Origin of the sequence: Lysobacter sp. Root983 (assembly GCF_001429345.1) — a bacterium.
Lineage (GTDB): Bacteria > Pseudomonadota > Gammaproteobacteria > Xanthomonadales > Xanthomonadaceae > Lysobacter.
On the sequence record NZ_LMJO01000001.1, the window covers coordinates 246,979 to 266,031 of the forward strand.

At 69.6% G+C, this 19,053-nt stretch carries 16 protein-coding genes; 9 read left to right on the top strand and 7 right to left on the bottom strand.

The window, feature by feature from the left end:
* The first annotated feature begins 111 nt into the window (after positions 1-111).
* From serC to ASE43_RS01240, 5 genes are all read left to right on the top strand, one after another.
* Positions 112-1,197: a 3-phosphoserine/phosphohydroxythreonine transaminase gene (serC, locus tag ASE43_RS01220; protein WP_057159196.1), complete on the top strand. Its 1,086-nt coding sequence runs from the start codon at positions 112-114 to the stop codon at positions 1,195-1,197.
* Between the two features lie 276 nt (positions 1,198-1,473).
* Entirely contained in the window at positions 1,474-2,670 is a 1,197-nt protein-coding gene (gene pheA, locus ASE43_RS01225) for a prephenate dehydratase (RefSeq protein ID WP_057159197.1), read from the top strand.
* Complete coding sequence (gene hisC / locus ASE43_RS01230; protein ID WP_200956185.1) at positions 2,667-3,836, top strand: histidinol-phosphate transaminase; 1,170 nt, start codon at positions 2,667-2,669, stop codon at positions 3,834-3,836. Before pheA ends, hisC begins: the two co-directional genes overlap by 4 nt.
* Positions 3,833-5,152 (top strand): 3-phosphoshikimate 1-carboxyvinyltransferase, encoded by a 1,320-nt coding sequence (gene aroA / locus ASE43_RS01235; protein ID WP_057159198.1) that lies wholly within the window; start codon positions 3,833-3,835, stop codon positions 5,150-5,152. The genes hisC and aroA overlap by 4 nt, the downstream gene beginning before the upstream one ends.
* A 306-nt stretch (positions 5,153-5,458) precedes the next feature.
* On the top strand, positions 5,459-6,961 hold the full coding sequence (locus ASE43_RS01240; RefSeq protein WP_057159199.1) for an O-antigen ligase family protein: 1,503 nt from the start codon (positions 5,459-5,461) through the stop codon (positions 6,959-6,961).
* Positions 6,962-7,103: 142 nt separating this feature from the next.
* On the opposite strand, the gene ASE43_RS01245 is transcribed toward ASE43_RS01240, so the two are convergent.
* Both ASE43_RS01245 and ASE43_RS01250 read right to left on the bottom strand, forming a co-directional pair.
* A complete protein-coding gene (locus ASE43_RS01245) occupies positions 7,104-7,679 on the bottom strand; it encodes an energy transducer TonB (RefSeq protein ID WP_057159200.1) in 576 nt (191 codons plus the stop codon).
* A gap of 103 nt (positions 7,680-7,782) precedes the next feature.
* Positions 7,783-8,436: an energy transducer TonB gene (locus tag ASE43_RS01250; RefSeq protein ID WP_082576258.1), complete on the bottom strand. Its 654-nt coding sequence runs from the start codon at positions 8,434-8,436 to the stop codon at positions 7,783-7,785.
* Positions 8,437-8,588: 152 nt separating this feature from the next.
* Between ASE43_RS01250 and serS the strand changes: the two genes are divergently transcribed.
* Entirely contained in the window at positions 8,589-9,881 is a 1,293-nt protein-coding gene (serS, locus tag ASE43_RS01255; protein ID WP_057159201.1) for a serine--tRNA ligase, read from the top strand.
* A gap of 989 nt (positions 9,882-10,870) precedes the next feature.
* Here the strand turns inward: serS and pgl are convergent.
* The 4 genes from pgl to ASE43_RS01280 all read right to left on the bottom strand — a co-directional run bounded on the left by pgl (position 10,871) and on the right by ASE43_RS01280 (position 15,459).
* Positions 10,871-11,560, bottom strand: a complete 690-nt coding sequence (gene pgl / locus ASE43_RS01265; RefSeq protein ID WP_057159203.1) for a 6-phosphogluconolactonase — start codon at positions 11,558-11,560, stop codon at positions 10,871-10,873.
* A gap of 87 nt (positions 11,561-11,647) precedes the next feature.
* Positions 11,648-12,634 carry a glucokinase gene (glk, locus tag ASE43_RS01270; protein WP_057159204.1) on the bottom strand — a complete coding sequence of 329 codons (987 nt, stop codon included), beginning with the start codon at positions 12,632-12,634 and terminating at the stop codon, positions 11,648-11,650.
* Positions 12,631-14,055 (bottom strand): glucose-6-phosphate dehydrogenase, encoded by a 1,425-nt coding sequence (gene zwf, locus ASE43_RS01275; RefSeq protein WP_057159205.1) that lies wholly within the window; start codon positions 14,053-14,055, stop codon positions 12,631-12,633. The genes glk and zwf overlap by 4 nt, the downstream gene beginning before the upstream one ends.
* 30 nt (positions 14,056-14,085) lie before the next feature.
* Positions 14,086-15,459, bottom strand: a complete 1,374-nt coding sequence (locus ASE43_RS01280) for a GH1 family beta-glucosidase (RefSeq protein ID WP_056174426.1) — start codon at positions 15,457-15,459, stop codon at positions 14,086-14,088.
* A gap of 124 nt (positions 15,460-15,583) precedes the next feature.
* Here ASE43_RS01280 and ugpC point away from each other — a divergent pair, with 124 nt between their 5' ends.
* Genes ugpC through ASE43_RS01295 form a run of 3 tightly spaced genes read left to right on the top strand, consistent with a single transcriptional unit; the run spans position 15,584 to position 17,681 of the window.
* Complete coding sequence (gene ugpC / locus ASE43_RS01285; protein ID WP_057159206.1) at positions 15,584-16,696, top strand: sn-glycerol-3-phosphate ABC transporter ATP-binding protein UgpC; 1,113 nt, start codon at positions 15,584-15,586, stop codon at positions 16,694-16,696.
* Between the two features lie 30 nt (positions 16,697-16,726).
* Positions 16,727-17,221, top strand: coding sequence for a hypothetical protein (locus ASE43_RS01290; RefSeq protein WP_057159207.1), 495 nt, complete (start codon positions 16,727-16,729; stop codon positions 17,219-17,221).
* Positions 17,222-17,258: 37 nt separating this feature from the next.
* On the top strand, positions 17,259-17,681 hold the full coding sequence (locus ASE43_RS01295) for an SMI1/KNR4 family protein (RefSeq protein WP_057159208.1): 423 nt from the start codon (positions 17,259-17,261) through the stop codon (positions 17,679-17,681).
* 76 nt (positions 17,682-17,757) lie between these two features.
* Here ASE43_RS01295 and ASE43_RS01300 read toward each other — a convergent pair whose 3' ends face one another.
* Complete coding sequence (locus ASE43_RS01300) at positions 17,758-19,023, bottom strand: MFS transporter (protein WP_235568621.1); 1,266 nt, start codon at positions 19,021-19,023, stop codon at positions 17,758-17,760.
* Between the last annotated feature and the right edge of the window lie 30 nt (positions 19,024-19,053).

A 19,053-nucleotide genomic window follows, 5' to 3' on the forward strand; every position in this document is an offset into this window, starting at 1 on the left:
TAGCCATATAGAGGCAGCCGGAGGGGTAAAAGTTGCGCGGGTAACCAAGGCGCGCGCAAGTGTTGCACTGCGGCATACTTGGGCTCCAACCCCACTCCCACGGAGCACCCGATGTCCCGCGCGTTCAACTTCAGTGCCGGCCCCGCGACCTTGCCCGAAGCCGTCCTCCAGCAGGCCCAGGCCGAAATGCTGGACTGGCATGGCGTCGGCGCCTCGATCGTCGAGCTGAGCCACCGCGGGCCGGAGTTCCTGCAGGTCGCGCAGGAGGCCGAAGCCGACCTGCGCACGCTGATGTCGATCCCCGCGGACTATGCGGTGCTGTTCCTGCAGGGCGGCGCGACCACCCAGCAGGCCTTGATCGCGCTGAATTTCGCCGCCCCGGGCCAGACCGTGGACTACGCGGTGACCGGCCACTGGGGCAAGACCGCGCTCAAGCAGGTCAAGCCCTACGTCAACGCCAAGGTGGTCGCCGACGGCGAAGCCGGCGGCTATCGCGACATCCCGGCCTACGGCGAGTGGCAGCTGTCCAAGGACGCCGCCTACGTCCATTACACCGCCAACGAAACCATCCACGGCGTCGAGTTCCGCGACATTCCGCAGACCGGCGACGTGCCGCTGATCGGCGACTTCAGCTCCAGCATCGTGTCCGAGCCGCTGGACGTGTCCAGGTTCGGCGTGATCTACGCCGGCGCGCAGAAGAACCTGGGCCCGGTCGGCGTGAGCGTGGTGATCGTGCGCCGCGACCTGCTCGAGCGCGCCGGCCAGCCGCGCGCCGAGATCCTCGACTACCGCGCCCACGTCAAGGGCGAGTCCATGCTCAACACCCCGCCGACCTGGAACTGGTACCTGGCCGGCCTGGTGTTCAAGTGGATGATCGCGCAGGGCGGCGTGACCGAGTTCGCCCAGCGCAACGCGCGCAAGTCGGCGCTGCTGTACCAGACCATCGACAACTCCGGCGGTTTCTATCGCAACGAGGTCGCGGCCGCCGCGCGCTCGCGCATGAACGTGCCGTTCTTCCTCAAGGACGAAGCGCTGGACAAGCCGTTCCTGAAGGAAGCCGAGGCCGCCGGCCTGATCTCGCTCAAGGGCCACCGCGCCCTGGGCGGCATGCGCGCCTCGATCTACAACGCGATGCCGGAAGAAGGCGTGCAGGCGCTGGCGACCTTCATGCAGGACTTCCAGCAGCGGAATGGGTGAGCGACCGCGCTTAACCGATGCCTCATTGGCATCGGTTGCGGTGGCGAACGCCCGGCCATGGGTGAGCAGCCGTGCTCAGTCGATGCCCTATCGGCATCGACTACGGTAGCGAACGCACGGCCATGGATGGCCGGGCCGGACGGTCCTCAAGCGAGCTAGTCTCGCCATGGACGGCAGCCTAGAACTCCAGCTCGCGTCGTAGATTTTCGTAAGCCCCAAAGATCCTCGTACCTCAGCACCACCTCCGGCCGAGCCCCCCGGACCCACGAGACAACCATGGCAAAGAACCCCACCAAGCCCGCGCCGCCGAAGCCGAAGCCGAACAAGGCCGCCGCCAAACCGGCCAAAGCCGCGAAGCTCAAGCCCGCCGTCCCCGAGCCCACGCCCGAGCCCCCCGCACTTGACCTGCCGACCCTGCGCACCCGCATCGACGGCATCGACCAGCACATCCAGCAGCTGATCGCCGAGCGCGCCCAGTTCGCCAACCAGGTCGGCAAGGCCAAGGGCAAGCTGGCCGCGGCGGTGGACTATTACCGCCCCGAGCGCGAGGCCCAGGTGCTGCGCCGCGTGGTCGACCGCAACGACGGCCCGCTCAACGACGAAGTGCTGGTGCGGCTGTTCCGCGAAATCATGTCGGCCTGTCTGGCCCAGCAGGAGCCGCTCAAGATCGGCTTCCTCGGCCCGGAGGGCACGCATTCGCAGCAGGCGGTGTTCAAGCATTTCGGCCACTCGATCCACGGCCTGCCGCTGTCCAGCATCGAGGAGGTGTTCCAGGAGGTCGAGGCCGGCAACGCCGATTTCGGCGTGGTGCCGGTGGAAAACTCCACCCAGGGCACGATCCAGTCGACCCTGGACATGTTCCTGACCTCGAAGCTCAAGATCTCCGGCGAAGTCGAGTTGCGCGTGCACCAGCACTTGCTCTCGCGCAGCGGCCGCATCGAGGACATCGAGCGCGTCTACTCGCATCCGCAGTCCTTCGCCCAATGCAAGGCCTGGCTGCGCCAGTACCTGCCCAAGGCCGAGAAGATCGCGGTGGCCAGCAACGCCGAGGCCGCGCGCCGCGCGCGCAACGCCGACGACGCGGCCGCGATCGCGGGCGCCAGCGCCGGCAACGTCTACGGCCTGAAGAACGTGGCCGGCCCGATCGAGGACCGCCCCGACAACACCACCCGCTTCCTGGTGATCGGGCGCGAGCTGTTCACGCCGTCGGGCAACGACCGCACCTCGCTGCTGATCTTCATCAAGGACCAGCCCGGCGCGCTCTACAACGTGCTGTCGCCGTTCGCCAAGCGCGGCCTGAGCATGAACCGCATCGAGTCGCGTCCGGGCCATACCGGTCGCTGGCAGTACGCGTTCTTCGTCGATATCGGCGGCCACGTCCAGGAACAGGCGATGCGCGAGGCGCTGGAGGAGCTCGAAGAGCTGGCGCACGAAGTCAAGGTGCTGGGCTCCTACCCGGTCGCGATCGCGTGAGCGCGGCGCCGTCCTTGCCGGCGGCGACGCCGGCCTATGACGAGGCCTGGTTCGCCGCGCGCGCGCAAGCGGGCGTGCAGCGCCTGCGCGCCTACGACCCGGGCCACGATCTGGTCGCGTTGCGGCGCAAGTTCGGCGCCGCGCAGCTGGTCGAGCTCGGCTCCAACGAAAACCCTTACGGCCCGTCGCCGCGCGCGCGCGCGGCGGCATTGGCGCAGTTGGATCAGCTGCACCGCTATCCCGATCCGCTGGGCGCCGATCTCAAGCGCGCGCTGGCCGCCAAGCACGGCGTGAGCGGCGCGCAGATCCTGCTCGGCAACGGCTCCCACGAACTGCTGATGCAGCTGGCGCAGGTGTTCGCCGCGCCGGGCAGCGAAGTGGCGTTCTCGCGCTACGGCTTCGCGGTGTTCGCGCTGGCCACCCAGGCCGCCGGCGCGGACATGCGCATCGTCGAGGCCTTGCCGCGCGAGGCGGCGATGCCGGCCGGGCACGATCTGGACGCGATCGCCGACGCGATCGGGCCGCGGACGCGCCTGGTCTACCTGGCCAACCCCAACAATCCCACCGGCACCTGGTTCGATCGCGCGGCGCTGCAGGCGTTCCTGGCGCGGGTGCCGGCCGAGACCCTGGTGGTGATGGACGAGGCCTACGCCGAGATGGTCGACCGCGGCGAGGCCGCCGATTTCGCCAGTGCGGTCGAGTTGCTGGGCGCGCATCCGAACCTGATCGTGACCCGCACCTTCAGCAAGGCCTACGGCCTGGCCGGACTGCGCGTGGGCTATCTGCTGGCGGCGCCAGGCCTGGTCGCGGTGATGGAGCGCCTGCGCGAGAGCTTCAACGTCAACGGTCCCGCGCTGGCCGCCTGCGAGGCCGCGCTGGCCGACGAGGCTTATCTGGATTCGGCCTGCGCGCGCAACGCCGAGCAGCGCACCGCGCTGAGCGCCGCGCTGCGCGAACGCGGCTTGCGCGTGTTCCCCTCGCAGACCAATTTCGTCCTGGTCGAATTCGGCGCCGATACCGCGCGCATCGAATCCGAACTGATCGCGCGCGGCGTGGTGCTGCGCCCGATGGGCGGCTACGGCCTGGGCGACTGTCTGCGTATCACCGTCGGCGACGCCGACGAGAACCGCCGCTTGCTGGCCGCGCTGGACGCGGTGCGCGCATGAGCGCGGGCCAGGCCTGGATCGCGGCGCGCAGCGTGCCGCTGCGCGGCACGCTGCGCGTCCCCGGCGACAAATCGGTGTCGCATCGCGCGGTCATGCTGGGCGCGCTGGCCGAGGGCGTCACCCGCGTCACCGGCTTCCTGGAAGGCGAGGACACCCGCGCCACCGCGCGCGTGTTCGAGCGACTGGGCGTGCGCATCGAAACGCCCAGCGCCAGCGAGCGCATCGTCCATGGCGTCGGCCTGCACGGCCTGCGCGCGAGCGCGCAGGCGCTGGACTGCGGCAACGCCGGCACCGGCATGCGTTTGCTCGCGGGCGTGCTGGCGGGGCAGGGTTTCGATTCGGTTTTGATCGGCGACGAATCGCTGTCCAAGCGGCCGATGCGGCGCGTGACCGAGCCGCTGGCGGCGATGGGCGCGCGCATCGACAGCGAGGCCGGCGGCTTGCCGCCCCTGCGCATCCACGGCGGACGCGGCCTGCGGGGCATCGACTACACCCTGCCGGTGGCGAGCGCGCAGGTGAAGTCGGCCTTGCTGCTGGCCGGCCTGTACGCGCAAGGCGAGACCGTGGTGCGCGAACCGCACCCGACCCGCGACTACACCGAGCGCATGCTGGCCGCGTTCGGCTGGCCGATCGAGTTCTCGCCCGGCTATGCGCGCCTCAGCGGCGGCCACGCGCTGCGCGCGACGCACGTCGCGGTGCCCGCGGATTTCTCCTCGGCCGCGTTCTTCCTGGTCGCGGCCAGCGTGGTGCCGGGCTCGGAGCTGTTGCTGGAAGCGGTGGGCATGAACCCGCGCCGCACCGGCCTGCTCGCGGCCCTGCGCCTGATGGGTGCCGACATCGCCGAGGAGCATGCGCGCGCGGAGGGCGGCGAAGCGGTCGCCGATCTGCGCGTGCGCTACGCGCCGCTGCACGGCATCGAGGTGCCCGAGGCGCTGGTGCCTGACATGATCGACGAGTTCCCGGCTCTGTTCGTGGCGGCGGCTTGCGCGCAAGGGCGCAGCCGGATCTCCGGCGCGGCCGAACTGCGAGTCAAAGAGTCGGACCGTATCGCGACCATGGCACAAGGGTTACGCATTCTTGGTGCACAAATCGAAGAGACGCCGGACGGCGCAATCATCGACGGCGGCGCCTTGCAGGGCGGCGCGGTCGACAGCCACGGCGACCATCGCATCGCGATGAGCTTCGCGGTGGCGGCGCAGCGCGCGCGCGGCGACGTCCGGATCGGCGATGTCGAGAATGTGGCGACGTCGTTTCCGAACTTCGACGGCCTGGCGCGCGGCTGCGGCTTCGAACTGCGTACGGCGTTTGGTTTGTAGACAGGCAGCGAAGCCGGGTTTCGCTAGACTTCGTCGACCGATCGAATCGCGCCGCCGGCGGCGCTCGATCGGCCGACGTACGCACCCGGATGTGCGAACAAGGAGGTAACGGCCGTCGTCCACCGCCCCCGCGGCGCGACGGTCATCACGTGGTTCGCGCCAGGCCCGGCGCGATTTACGAGAGGACGCAAGCGATGCAGCAACCCCGATGCGGCTCGACGACGCCAGCCACGCGCGTGCGCGTGCGGACGTCGAGCGATTTTGCGATGCCGGCGGCGATCGCGCATGGCTGAGGATGCGCTCGCCATGAACCGTGCATCGCGCGCCCGTGCGGAAGGCGCGGGCATGGCTCTGTACTCCGAGGCCGCCGCCGATCTGCCGCCATGGCTGCGCCGGGTCGCGCTGTTCGCGCTGGCCTACCAGGCCTTCTTCTCGCTGACCGACGTTGGCCTGTATCTGCGGCCGGAGTTGGGCGCGGGCGTGCTCCTGCTGCTGATGGTTTGCGCCGGCCGCCGCCCCTGGCGCGAACTGGCGGCGCAGCCGGCGGTGCGCGCGCTGCTGCTGCTGATCGTGTTCGTGGTGGCGCAGGCGGTCTACGCGGCGGTGAGCGTGATGCCGGACATACCGCTGTCGGCGCAGTTGTCGACCGCGGGCAAGTTGGTGCGACTGGCCGTGTTCACCTGCGTGACCGGCTGGTGGCTGTCGCTGATGCCGCGTGCGATCCCGCGCCTGGTCGTGCTGATGGGCCTGGGCCTGCTGTTGTCGGCGCTGATCTACCTGCCGTGGACCCAGGCCGATGCCTTGTGGAACGGGCGTTTGCGCCCGGACCTGGGGATTCCGGAAAACCTGAGCGGCCAACTCGCCGCGGTCGGCGGCTGGCTGGCGTTGTGCTTGTCGATGGCGCTGTGGGCACGGCGGCGCGAACGCGGGCGCGGCCTGGCCCTGGCGATCGGCTTCCTCGCCTATGTGGGCTGCTTCTGCCTGCTGCTGTTCTCGCAGTCGCGCGGCGCCTGGCTGGCCTTCGCGGCGGTGCTGCCGCCGGTGGTGCTCGGCTACGCCTGGGCCCTGCGCCGCGGCCGCGGCGGCTACGGCGCGCTGGTGCCGGCGATCGCGGCGGCGCTGGTGTCGGCCCTGTTGCTGTTCGCGGCCCGCGATCTGATCAGCCTGCGCTTCGCCGGCTCCGAGACCGTGGTCAGCGAGGCCCAGCAGGCCGCGGCCGCGGGCACCGTCGCGATCGCGCCCACGCCGGCGCCCGCGGCTCCTGCCGCGCCCGTCGCGACGCCGCCTGCCGCCACGCCCACGGCGCCTGTCGCCGCACCGATCCCGGCTGCGATCGCGGCCCAGCAGACCCAGGTCAACAACAAGGCCGTGAGCGTGCGCATGGCCCTGTACAAGCTGGGCATGGAGAAGTGGCTGGAGCGGCCGCTGTTGGGCTGGGGCCTGCGCAGCACGCCGTCGCTGATCGCCGAGAGCCGGCGCGACATGGCCGGTCAGCACCACATGCATCTGCACAACACCTATCTGGACGCGCTGGTGGGCTTGGGCGCGCTGGGCACGCTGCTGCTGGCGGTCGCGTTCGCGCTGTTGCTGCGCGAGGCCTTGCTGGCCTGGCGGCGCGGCCTGATGCCGTTGGCGGGGTTTTGGGCGCTGACCGGCAGCGTCGGCATCGTCCTGGTAGCGAACAATTTCGATTCGCTGCTGTGGCGTTTCGAATACGGCCGTGCGCCGCTGGAGTTCCTGTTCGGCGCCTGCCTGGCCTGGGGCTTGATCCGCCGGCGCAGCGAAGCCGGGCAGGGCGCTCGCGGCTGAGCGTCGGTAGCGGGTTCGTTGACGGCGGGTGCGTCCGCATTCGCACTTCTTGCATCGCTCCGGCCGCCGTCGTGGCGGCCGGAGCCCGCTCTCCCCCGATTGCGCGGTCCTACGGCTCAGGACCGTTGGGTCTGGATCGCGCTCAGGCCTGCGGCTTGAACTCGATCGGCACTTCCACGACCGCCGGCACGGCCTTGCCGTTGCGCGTGGCCGGTTCGAAGCGCCAGCGGCGCACCGCGTCCTGGGCGGCGCGGTCGAGCTCGCGCGAGCTGCTGCGGCGGACGAAGTCGATCTCGCCCGGCACGCCGTCGGCGCCCACGTTCACCCGCAGCAGCACGTCGCCGCCCTCGCCGCGACGCAGCGCGGTGGCGGGGTACTCGGGTTCGGGACTGCGGCTGGCGATGCGTTCCGGCGCGGTCTCACGCGGGGCCGCGATCGCCGGCTTGGTCGGCTTGGGCTTGGCCGCGCTCGCGACCGGCTTGCGCGCCTCGCCTTCGGGCGTGGTCGCGGGCGCGGTGTCGGTCGGAACCGGCGCGATCGAGGCATCCGGCGGCATCGGCACCGGTAGCGGCGCACGTTGGCTCAACAGGTACCAGATCAGCAGGATCGCGGCCAGCAGCACCAGCAGCCAGAGGCCGGTACGGTTGCGCGCAGGCTCGGCGGCGTCCGCGGTGGCTTGCGGTTGAGTGTCGCGATGTTCCAGCGTGTTGTCCGTCATGTGTCCCTCCTCGGGTCGTCCCCGGTGTTCCGGGTGGCGATCCGACTTTCCCCACGCCGGTGTTAGCGGCGAGTGAGGCGGAGGGGGTCAGGGCGTTACGCGTTCAGCGACTGGCATCGAATGTGATCGGGACCATCACGGTGCCGCTGACCGGCTGGCCGTTGGCCAGGGCGGGGCGGAAACGCCAGCGCCGGACCGCATCCTGGGCGGCGCGATCGAGCATGCGCGAGCCGCTGGTGGTGCCCACGCTGACGTCGGTCGGCACACCGTCGGCGCCGATCTGCACGCGTACCGTGACGGTGCCGCTTTCGCCGCGGCGCAGGGCCTGGGGCGGGTAGCGCGGCGCGGGATTCTGGCCCGGGATCGGCTTGGGGTCGGAACTGGCCACCGCGGCCGGCGCCGGGGTCTGCGGGCTCGCGGGGATCGCGGCATCGGCCGGCGGCGGAGGCGCGGTCTCGACCAGGCGCGGTTGATCGCTGCCGCGGGGCGGCGCGGACTGCGGCGCGGGACCGACGCCGCTGCCCTCGTTGCCCGACATCGGCGCTGGCAAGGGCGCGTAGTTGGGGCCGGCCGCGGTCGGCGGGGCGACCCCGTCGGCGCGATAGAAGTCGTACTCGCCGCTGCGCGACCAGACCAGGGCGAACAGGATCAGACCGAGCGCGAACGCGCCCAGTACCCACCACAGGGCCTTGCGCGAGGGGCGCCAGGCAGCCAGATCGAGGCTGGGACGGGACGGTGCGGGGGACGGTGTCGACATGCGGGATCCGGCGGGGATAGGGAACGTGGCTGAGCGCATTCTGCCTCTAACGGGGTTAATCCGTCGGCAACCGGTCGCGGTTTGCGGCCGCGATTGGCCCTGAACGCGTTAAGCACGCGATAATCGCGCTCCGCTTCCCCACCGGTTCCGCCATGCTCGATCCTATTTTGCTGCGCCAGCAACCCGCCGAACTCGCCGCGCGCCTGCGCGATAGCCGCGGCTACGTACTCGACGCGAGCGCGCTGGAGTCGCTGGAAAGCGAGCGCAAGCAGATCCAGATCCGTACCCAGGAACTGCAGAACCTGCGCAACACCCGCTCCAAGGCGATCGGCCAGGCCAAGGCCAAGGGCGAGGACGTGGCCGCGCTGATGGCCGAAGTCGCCGGCTTCGGCGACGAGCTCAAGGCCAGCGAACTGCGCCTGGACGAAATCCGCGGTCAGATCGAGGCGATCGCGTTGGGCATCCCGAATCTGCCGCACGAGTCGGTCCCGGCCGGCCGCGACGAAACCGGCAACGTCGAGCAGCACCGCTGGGGCGCGCCGCGCGCCTTCGATTTCGCGGTCAAGGACCATGTCGAACTGGGCGCGCGCAAGGGCTGGCTGGACGGCGACACCGCCGCCAAGCTGTCGGGTGCGCGCTTCACCGTGCTGCGCGGCCAGCTCGCGCGCCTGCACCGCGCGCTCGCGCAGTTCATGCTCGATCTGCATTCCAACGAACACGGCTACGAAGAAACCAACGTGCCGCTGCTGGTCAACGCCGATTCGATGCGCGGCACCGGCCAGTTGCCGAAGTTCGAGGACGACCTGTTCGCGACCACGGTGGGCGAGGGCGAGGCGGCCAGCAAGCGCTATCTGATCCCGACGTCCGAAGTGCCGCTGACCAATATCGTGCGCGACGCGATCGTCGAGGACGCGGCGCTGCCGCTGCGCATGACCGCGCACTCGATGTGCTTCCGCGCCGAGGCCGGCAGCCACGGCCGCGACACCCGCGGCATGATCCGCCAGCACCAGTTCGAGAAGGTCGAGCTGGTCACGATCGCGCGCCCGCACGAAAGCTACGACGAGCACGAGCGCATGACCCGTTGCGCCGAGGTGGTGCTGGAGCAGCTCGGCCTGCCGTACCGCCGCATGCTGCTGTGCACCGGCGACATGGGGTTCTCCGCGACCAAGACTTACGATCTGGAGGTCTGGCTGCCCAGCCAGGACAACTACCGCGAAATCTCCTCGTGCTCGAACTGCGAGGCCTTCCAGGCCCGCCGCATGCAGGCGCGCTGGCGCAACCCGGCCACCGACAAGCCCGAGCCCGTGCACACCCTCAACGGCTCCGGCGTCGCGATCGGCCGCGCCCTGATCGCGGTGATGGAGAACTACCAGAACGCCGATGGCTCGATCACCGTGCCCGAGGCGCTGCGCTCGTATATGGGTGGGGCTGAGCGCATCGATTGATGCGGCGGCCGAAGTAACGGTGCAGCGCTCTAGCGAGCGCTCGCTACCGTGCCGTTGTAGGGTGCGGTAAGCCGAAGGCGCACCGCACGCGTACTACGCCGCATCGCGAATATTCCGATTCGTCATTCCCGCGTAGGCGGGAATCCAGTGACTTGGACTCATCTATAGCCACGACGTAGTCGAACGGAGGCGCGTCGCGCTACCTGTCTCCGATTGCGTTCGCTCGGTGTCAGTCCGCGATACACCGGCGCATTGCGCTGAAGTCACTGGATTCCCGCCTTCGCGGGAATGACGAGCAAAAAAGCTATGCGCTTATCACCGCATCCTACGTCGCTGGATGTTCGACTGCGCCAAAGCGAAGCGGAGCCCGCGTCCGCGAGAATGACGAGCCGAAGTGACCGTGTTGCCGCCGCCTCCCGCCTCACCTGTCACAACGAAACTCTTGCCCAACAAGCTGCCGGCTATAGGCGCCAAGGTGGCCGTACCGGCCAGGCGAGCTCAAGTAGCCCGATACCGTGCCTCGCTGACACGAAGAGAACGCTGAGGTCGAATCCTCACCCAGCCAGCTATGCAGCCACCAACGTTTTGCGTTGCCATTGTCCGGAACGAAACTCGACTCCTCGATATCGAAGGAGAAACGGCCGGTTACGGTGACGGGCTTATAGCCATACGAAGCGAGCACCTTCGGAAGGCTATCGGGTTGGTCTCTGCGGTACGCCATGCCTGCGGCTAGGCCCGCCTCGAACGATGGGTCGCTACTGTAAACGTCAGTATCGGGCCTGAGGTATCCGCGAAAGAATGCCTGCGTGTATCGGGAATACTGCTTCTGGTACTCGGGAGAAGTTCGATCCAATTGCCGGTCGGCGAGTCTTTGCACGAAATCGGGCACCGACGCTTCGTGCTCGTGAACGACGACAGATGCGCAGGAACCGATTGCCAACGCCATCGCTGCGACCAGGATCGATAGGTATCTCATCCAGGCCGACGTTTCACTCGCACCAATGCACATGCAACGGCGCGCCATGCCCCGCCTCCAGCGCCGCCAGCACCGGATAGCGCGTCACATCGCCGCTGCGTAGCGCGGCTTCGAAGACTTCGCGTTTGCGTTCGCCCTGGATCAGCAGCAGCCGGGTCTGCACGCGCGCCAGGCCGACCGGGGTCAGGCTGATGCGGCGCGGCCACTGTTGCGCGCCGGGGGCGTCCCGGGCGTCGACGGCGACATAGGCCTGCCGGCTCTCGAGCGCGCGCGCGAGGTCGCGGCTGTTGGGGAACAGCGAGGCGGTGTGGCCGTCCTCGCCCATGCCCAGCACCGCGGCGCTGGCGCCGAGTTGGGCGTGGGCGTTGGCGGCGGCGACCGCGTCCTCGATGCGGCGGCCGGCCAGGGTCAGCGGCTCGAAGCGCGCGGCGGCGGCGTGGTCGTGCAACAGATGGGTGCGGACCATGCGCGCATTGCTGTCGGGATCGTCCGGCAGCAGCCAACGCTCATCGACCAGGCCGATATCGACCCGGCTCCATTCCAACGGCGCTTTCGCCAGCGCGCGATAGACCGGCCCGGGCGTGCTACCACCCGACAGCAGCAGGCGCGCGCGCGGGCGCAGCGACAGGTCGCGGCGCAATTCGGCCGCGATCGCGACCGCGCAAGCCCAGGTCCACACATCGCGGCCGCGATGTGCGTGCATCACATAGCGTGTCGTTTCCGGCTCCGGAGGAGCGGCTGAGGCGGGCGACGTATCGTCGAGCATCTCCCGATCTTCGCACGAACCACCTCAACGTGGCGTGTGCCTGGCCAGAGCCGCCGCACCCAGCAAGCCGGGCTGGGGATGGGTGACGGCGAGGGTGGGGATACGCGCCATGGCCGGCGAGAAGCGGCCCTTGTGCTCGAAGCGCTGGCGGAAGCCGGAATGCTGCAGCCAGGGCATCAGGCGCGGCACCAGCCCGCCGGGCAGGAATACGCCGTCCCAGGCGCCCAGGGTCAGCACCAGGTCGCCGGCGGCGGCGCCGTACACCGCGCAGAACACGTCGATCGCGCGCAGGCAGCGCGCGTCGCCTTCGCGCGCCATCGCGGTGATGTCGGCCGGCTGCAGCGGGCCCGGGTCCTCGCCCGCGATCTGGCTGAGCGCGCGATGCAGATTGACCAGGCCGCTGCCGCTGACCAGGCGTTCGTTGGAGACGCGGCCGAACTCGCCCGACAGGCGTTGCAGGATTTCGATTTCCTCGGGCGTGCCGGGCGCGAAACTGACGTGGCCGCCTTCGGTCTGCAAGGGGTAATAGCGGCCGTCGCGACGGATCAGACCGCCGACGCCCAGGCCGGTGCCGGCGCCGATCACCGCATAGGTACGGTCGCCTTCCTCGTCGGCGCCGCGCCAGGCGTTGCCGCCGATCGCGACCACGTCCTGCGCGCGCAGCAAGGACACCGCCATCGCCTGCGCGGCGAAATCGTTGACCAGTTGCAGGCGTTCCAGGCCCAGGGCCTGGCGCGTGCGCGCGGCCGAGATCACCCAGGGATGATTGGTGATGCGCGCTTCGTCGCCGTCGACGCGGCCGGCCACCGCGAACACGGCCGCGCTAGGAGTGGCTCCGATGCGGTCGAGATAGTGGCGCGCGGCGTCGGCCAGGGACGGAAAGTCGGCGACGGAGAACACCTGCACGCTGTCCTCGCGCAGCGGTTGTTCGAGCTGCGGCGCGGCCAGCGCGAAGCGCGCATTGGTGCCGCCGATATCGGCCAGCAAGGTATCCGGCGTGGACGCGCTCACGGTTCGCCTCCGCGGCCCTGGCGCAGCGTCGCCGGCAGGAAGTCGCTGGCCTCGTTCGGGCCCCAGGAGCCGGCCGGGTACTCGATCACGGGCTGGGCGGTGCCGCTCCAGGCGCGTTCGACGCTGTCGATCCACTGCCAGGCCGATTCGACCTCGTCGTCGCGCACGAACAGGGTCTGGTTGCCGCGCAGCGCGTCCACCAGCAGGCGTTCGTAGGCGATGCGGCGTTGTGGCGAGTTCGACATCGACAGGTCCAGCGACATCGGCCGCAGTTCCAGCGCGCCCCATTCAGGCGCGGCCAGGCTGCCCATCAGGCCCAGCTCGACGGTTTCGTCGGGCTGCAGGCGCATGCGCAGGCGATTGGGCCGTTCGCGCCCGCGCGCGGGGCGCTCGAACAGCCAGTGCGAGACCGGCTTGAACGAGACCACCACCTCGGTCGCGCGCGCGGCCAGGCGCTTGCCGGTCACCAGCCGGAATGGCACGCCGGCCCAGCGCCAATTGTCGATATAAGTGCGCAGGGCGACGAAGGTCTCCACCGGCGCGTCGTGGACGAAGCCCTTGACCGCGCGGCCCTCGACCACGCCGGCGCCGTAGCGGCCGCGCACGGTATCGCGCGCGGCGTCGGCGGCGTTCATCGGGCGCAGCGCGCGCAGCACCTTGCGCTTCTCCTCACGGATGCTGTCGGCGTCCAGATTCGAGGGCGGCTCCATCGCGATCAGCGCCAGCAACTGCAACATGTGGTTCTGGACCATGTCGCGCAGCGCGCCGTAGCCGGCGTAGTACTCCTCGCGGCCATCGACGCCGGCGGTCTCGGCGACCAGGATGTCGACCGATTCGATCCAGCGGTGCTGCCACACCGCTTCCAGCAAGGTGTTGCCCAGGCGCAGCGCCAGCAGGTTCTGCACCGCGGCCTTGCCCAGGTAGTGGTCGATGCGGAAGATCCGCGACTCGTCCAGGCAGGCGCGCAGCGCGGCGTTGATTTCGCGCGCCGAGGCCAGGTCGCGGCCGATCGGTTTTTCCAGAACCAGGCGCGAGGGATCGGCGAGCACGCCGGCCGCGCTCAGGCCTTGCGCCACCGACACGAACAGATCCGGCGGCGTGGCCAGGTAGCTCACGCTGGGGCGGTCGGCGTAACGCGACAGCGCGGCCGCGATCGCGGCGGTGTCGCGCAGGTCGACCGCGACATAGACGATGCAGCGCAGCAGGCCGTCCACGGACGCGGCGTCGTCGGCGGCTTCGGCCGCCATGCGTTCGCGCAGCCAGGCGCGGAAGTCCTCGTCGCTCAGTTCCTGCCGCCCGACCGCGATCAGGCGGAAGTCGGGCGGCAGCAGGCGGTCGCGCCAGAGGTGGATCAGCGACGGGAACAGATAGCGCTGGGCGAGATCACCCGTGGCGCCGAACAGCAACAGGGTGTCGTGCATGGCGGCGCCGCCTGGTCGGGATCGAAGCGCTTAAGGTAACGGCTCGGACAGCGAGCGGCCATGCGTCGCGATCACGTTCGAGTACCACTTCGCGCTGTCCTTGGGCGTGCGCTCCTGGGTCGCGTAGTTCACGTGGACCACGCCGAAGCGCTTGGAGTAGCCCAGCGACCATTCCAGGTTGTCCAGCAGCGACCACACCATGTAGCCGCGGATGTCGCAGCCGGCCTGGATCGCGTCGTGGATCGCGCTGAGGTGCTTTTGCAGATAGTCCATGCGCAACGGGTCGCGCACCCGGCGTTCGCCGCTGGCGTCGGGCTCGGCCACCGGCGGATCGAAGAAGGCCGCGCCGTTCTCGGTGACGTACATCGGGATGTCGCCGTAGCGCTGTTTGAACCAGGTCAGGGTGTCGGTGAGGCCCTGCGGGAACACCTCCCAGCCGGTCTCGGTGTAGGTACCCGAGGGCTGGCGCACCACGCCGGTGTTGAGCGGGTAGCTGACCGCGTCCTGGGTGACGCTGCGGGTGTAGTAGTTGATGCCGACGAAATCGAGCTTCTGCTGGATCAGCGCGTAGTCCTCGGCCGGCCACTCCGGCCAGGCTTCGCCGAAGATCTCGCGCAGTTCCGGCGGATAGGAGCCGAGCAGGGCGGGGTCGAGGTACTGCTCGTTCATGTAGGCGTGCGCGCGCTTGACCGCGGCGGCGTCGGCGGCGCTGTCGGTGGCGGCGTACTTGGGTTCGATATTCACCACCAGCCCGATCTCGTGCTGGCCGATCGCGCGGTAGGCCTGGACCGCGGCGCCATGCGCGCGCATTAGGTTGTGCGAGGCGATCGGGGCTTCGAAGCGGCTGCGGTGGCCGGGCGCGAGCGCGCCGTGCAGGTAGCCGCCGTCGGTGATCACCCAGGGTTCGTTGAGGGTGACCCACTTCTTGACCCGGCCGTCGAGCGCGCGATAGAGCACGCTGCCGTATTCGGCGAACCAGTCGGCGCAGTCGCGGTTGAGCCAGCCGCCACGGTCGTCCAGCGCCGCCGGCATGTCCCAGTGGTAGAGGGTGAGCAGGGGTTCGATGCCGTTGGCCAGCAGTTCGTCGACCAGGCGCGAATAGAAGTCGACGCCGGCCTGGTTCACCCGGCCGGTGCCCTCGGGCAGGATCCGCGACCAGGACACGCTGAAACGGTAGGCCTGCAGGCCCAGGCGCTTCATCAGCGCGACGTCGTCCTTCCAGCGCCGGTAGTGGTCGCAGGCGACGTCGCCGGTGTCGCCGTTGAGGGTCATCCCCGGCGTGTGGGCGAAGCGGGTCCAGATGCTGGGACCGGCGCCGTCGGCGAGCGGGGAACCCTCGATCTGGTGGGCGGCGGTGGCCGCCCCCCACAGGAACCCCTCAGGAAAGACACGAACTTGACTCATCGCGGTTTGGTCTCCGGAGCGGGCGCCCGTTTCGAGCGCCGGCGTGCATGTAAACGGTTACATGGCAGAATAGCCCAGGGCGACGACAATTGCATCGTGGCCGGGGTCACGATTGGGAGAATTCATGGCGAAGGTCACGCTTGAACGTCTGCGCAAGGTCTATCCGAACGGGTTCGTCGGCGTTGACGAGGCCAGTTTCGAGATCCGCGACGGCGAGCTGCTGGTGCTGGTGGGGCCTTCGGGCTGCGGCAAGTCGACCCTGCTGCGCATGATCGCGGGGCTGGAGACGATCAGCAGCGGCGAGCTGCGCATCGGCGAGCGCCGGGTCAACGAGGTCCCGCCCAAGGACCGCGACATCGCCATGGTGTTCCAGAGCTACGCCCTGTACCCGCACATGACCGTGGCCGAGAACCTCGGCTTCGGCCTCAAGCTGCGCGGCGCGTCCAAGGCCGAGATCGAGGCGCGCGTGAACGAGGCCGCGGCCACGCTGGAGCTGGAATCGATGCTGGAGCGCAAGCCGGCGGCGCTGTCCGGCGGCCAGCGTCAGCGCGTGGCCCTGGGCCGGGCGCTGGTGCGCCAGCCGCAGGTGTTCCTGCTCGACGAGCCGCTGTCGAATCTGGACGCCAAGCTGCGCATGGGCATGCGCGTGGAGATCGCGCGCCTGCACCGTCAGCTCGGCACCACCATGGTCTACGTCACCCACGACCAGATCGAGGCCATGACCCTGGGCCAGCGCATCGTCGTGCTCAAGGACGGCAAGATCCAGCAGATCGACACGCCGATGGCGCTGTACCGGCATCCGGCCAATCTGTTCGTGGCGACCTTCCTGGGCAGTCCGAAAATGAACCTGCTGTGGGGCGAGGTGATCGAACGCGACGGCCTGCGCCTGCGCATCGCCGAAGGCGTGGAGCTGCCGCTGCAGCCCGACGAATCGCTGCGCGAGAGCGTGCGCGGCTACCTCGGCCGCCAGCTCACCGTCGGCCTGCGGCCGGAGGACATGCATCTGGCCGAAGCCGCGCCCGAGCGCCTGGCCGCGCGCGTGGAAGTGGTGGAGCCGGTCGGCAACGAGGCCTTCCTCAACCTGGGCTGCGGCGGCTGCGACCTGGTGCTGCGCCTGCCACCCTACGACCTGCCCACGCCGGGCGATACCGTGCACCTGGGCTATGCGCCCGAGCGCATGCATTACTTCGACCCCGACACCGAGCGCAGCCTGCGCCCGGCGCCGGCCGCCGGCTGAGCGCGGACAGTCCCACCCAAGGAGCGGCGCATGCGGATCGATCAGGCGACGGCCATCCCGGAAGGCGCGATGTTCTGCGTGCCGCTGGTCGAGGGCGCGGGCTACGCTTATGGCTACGTCGCCCTGGCGCGCGGAGGCTGGGGCTATCTGTACGACGTGTACGACCGCATCGGCGCGGATGACACCCCGCCGGACGGCATCGAGGACGCCGGCCTGGCGGTGCGCAACCTGCTCGGCAGCGGCGGCGAGTTCCTGGCCGCGACCTACAACCCGCGGCCCTGGCGCCTGCTGGACCGACAGGTGCGCGCGAGCGCGCCGCTCGGGCCGGCGCTGTTCCAGGTCGGCAGCAAGGTATTGGACATGCGCGACGGCCAGCCGGTGACCGATGCGACCATCGATCTCAAGAGCCTGCCGTACAAGGAATACCCGACCGACGACGAACACTCCTACCTGATCACGGCGCGGCTGCTGGGCTGCGAGTATCGCTTCAACGATGCGGGCACAGGCTACGAACTGCTGCGCTGAGCGACGACCCCGCGACGGAAACGGAGAGGAAGCCGGTTTGCTCACGATCGCTCGCCCGCGCCTGGCGGCGCTGTATGCCCTGAATCCCGGATGCGACGTCCAGGCGATCGCCGCGGCCGAAGCGGAGCTGGCCTTTCGCCTGCCGGGCGACTACGCGGCGCTGCTGCGCCTCAGCGATGGCCTGCATACGCAAGGCCGGCTGGTGCTGCTGGAACTGGCTGCGATCGGCCCGCGCAATGCCGATTACGAAGTGCAGGTCTATCTGCCCGGCTATGTGATGATCGGCGACGACAGCGGCGGTAGGGCGCTGCTGATGCGCGGCGACCAGTCCACGGTGTACGAGGTCGGCATGGGCTGCATGGACGAGAACGAGCTGACGGTGTCGGCGCAGTCGCTGGAGCAACTGCTGCTGGCGTTCGGCGGGCGCACGCTCGGCGAGCGCGACGCGCCCTGTTCCTGAGCGATGCGGGACGATCGCTGCGGCGCCTGACCTGCGCGACGGCGCGACGCTCCGTCGTTGCCGATAATCCTGTGCCTCAGGCGGCACCTTGCGCGGCCAGGGCCGCGTCGGCGCGCAAGGATTGGCGCTTGAGGCCGACGATCGCGAGCAGCAACAGGGCCATCGGCGCCAGCGACAGGTAGAACGCGGTCTCGCCGCCGGTGCGCGCGAACAGCTGGCCGGTGATGAAGGAGCCGGTGGTGCCGCCCAACGCCGAGAACACCACGATCAGGCCGGTCATCGCGGCGTGCCGCGACTTCGGCAGCGCGCTCAGCACCACCGAATTGATCGCCGGATAGATCGGCGCCATGAACAAGCCGATCAACGGGAACACATAGGCCGCGACTGGGGCGTGGGTCCAGCTGGCGTTCGGATCCGGGCGCAGGCCCGCGGCCAGCGGCAACGCCAGCAGCACCAGCGCGCCCATCGCCAGCACGCAGGCGATCAGCAGCCAATGCCAGGGCACGCGCCGCAGCAGCAGGCCGGCGCCGAGCCGGCCCAGCGCCAGCGACACGGCGAAGATGCTCGCGGCCTGCACGCTCATGGTCGTGGGCAGGTGCAGGATTTCGCGGTTGAAGGTCGGCAGCCAGGTGCCGATGCTCTGTTCGATCAGCACGTACAGGAAGGCCGAGACCAGGAACACGCCGATCAGCGGCTGCGCGATCAGGCGGAACATGTCGAAGAAGGCCTGGCCCGGCGCATGGTCGTCGCGCGCGGCGGATTCGTCCAGGCGGCTGCCCGCCAGCAGCAGCGCGGTCGCGGCGGCGACCGCGGCGATCACGTAGTACACCCGCAGCCAGCGCGGATCGGCGGGCGATTCGGGATTGATGAAGCTCGCGAACAGCCAATAGCCGGCGAGCACGCCGACCATGAACCAGCCTTCGATGGTGCTGGTCAGGCTGGCGTGCTGCTGCTTGCCGTCGGTGAGCAGGCCGATCGAGGAATACACCGCGACCTTGGCCAGCGCGAACGAGGCGCCGACGGTCGCGAACAGCAGCTTGGTCGCCCAGAACGCGTGGAACAGCGGCATCAGCGCGCAGGCCGCGGCGACCAGGCTCAGGCCCAGGATCATCGCGCGCCGATAGCCCAAGCGCGGCAGCAGGGACGCGGTCAGGAAAGACACGATCGCGATCGGCAAGTCCTTGAACGCTTCCAGGAAACTGGCCTCGGCCTTGTCCACGCCGAAGCCCTGGATCGCCTGCAGGATCACCGTGCCGACGCTGTTGAGCAGCACCGCGAACACCATGTAGGTCAACACCATCGCCAGGATCATGCGGCCGCGGTGGCTGCCGGTAGGGCTCATGCGCTGCTCCTGCGCACGGCCGTCGCGGCC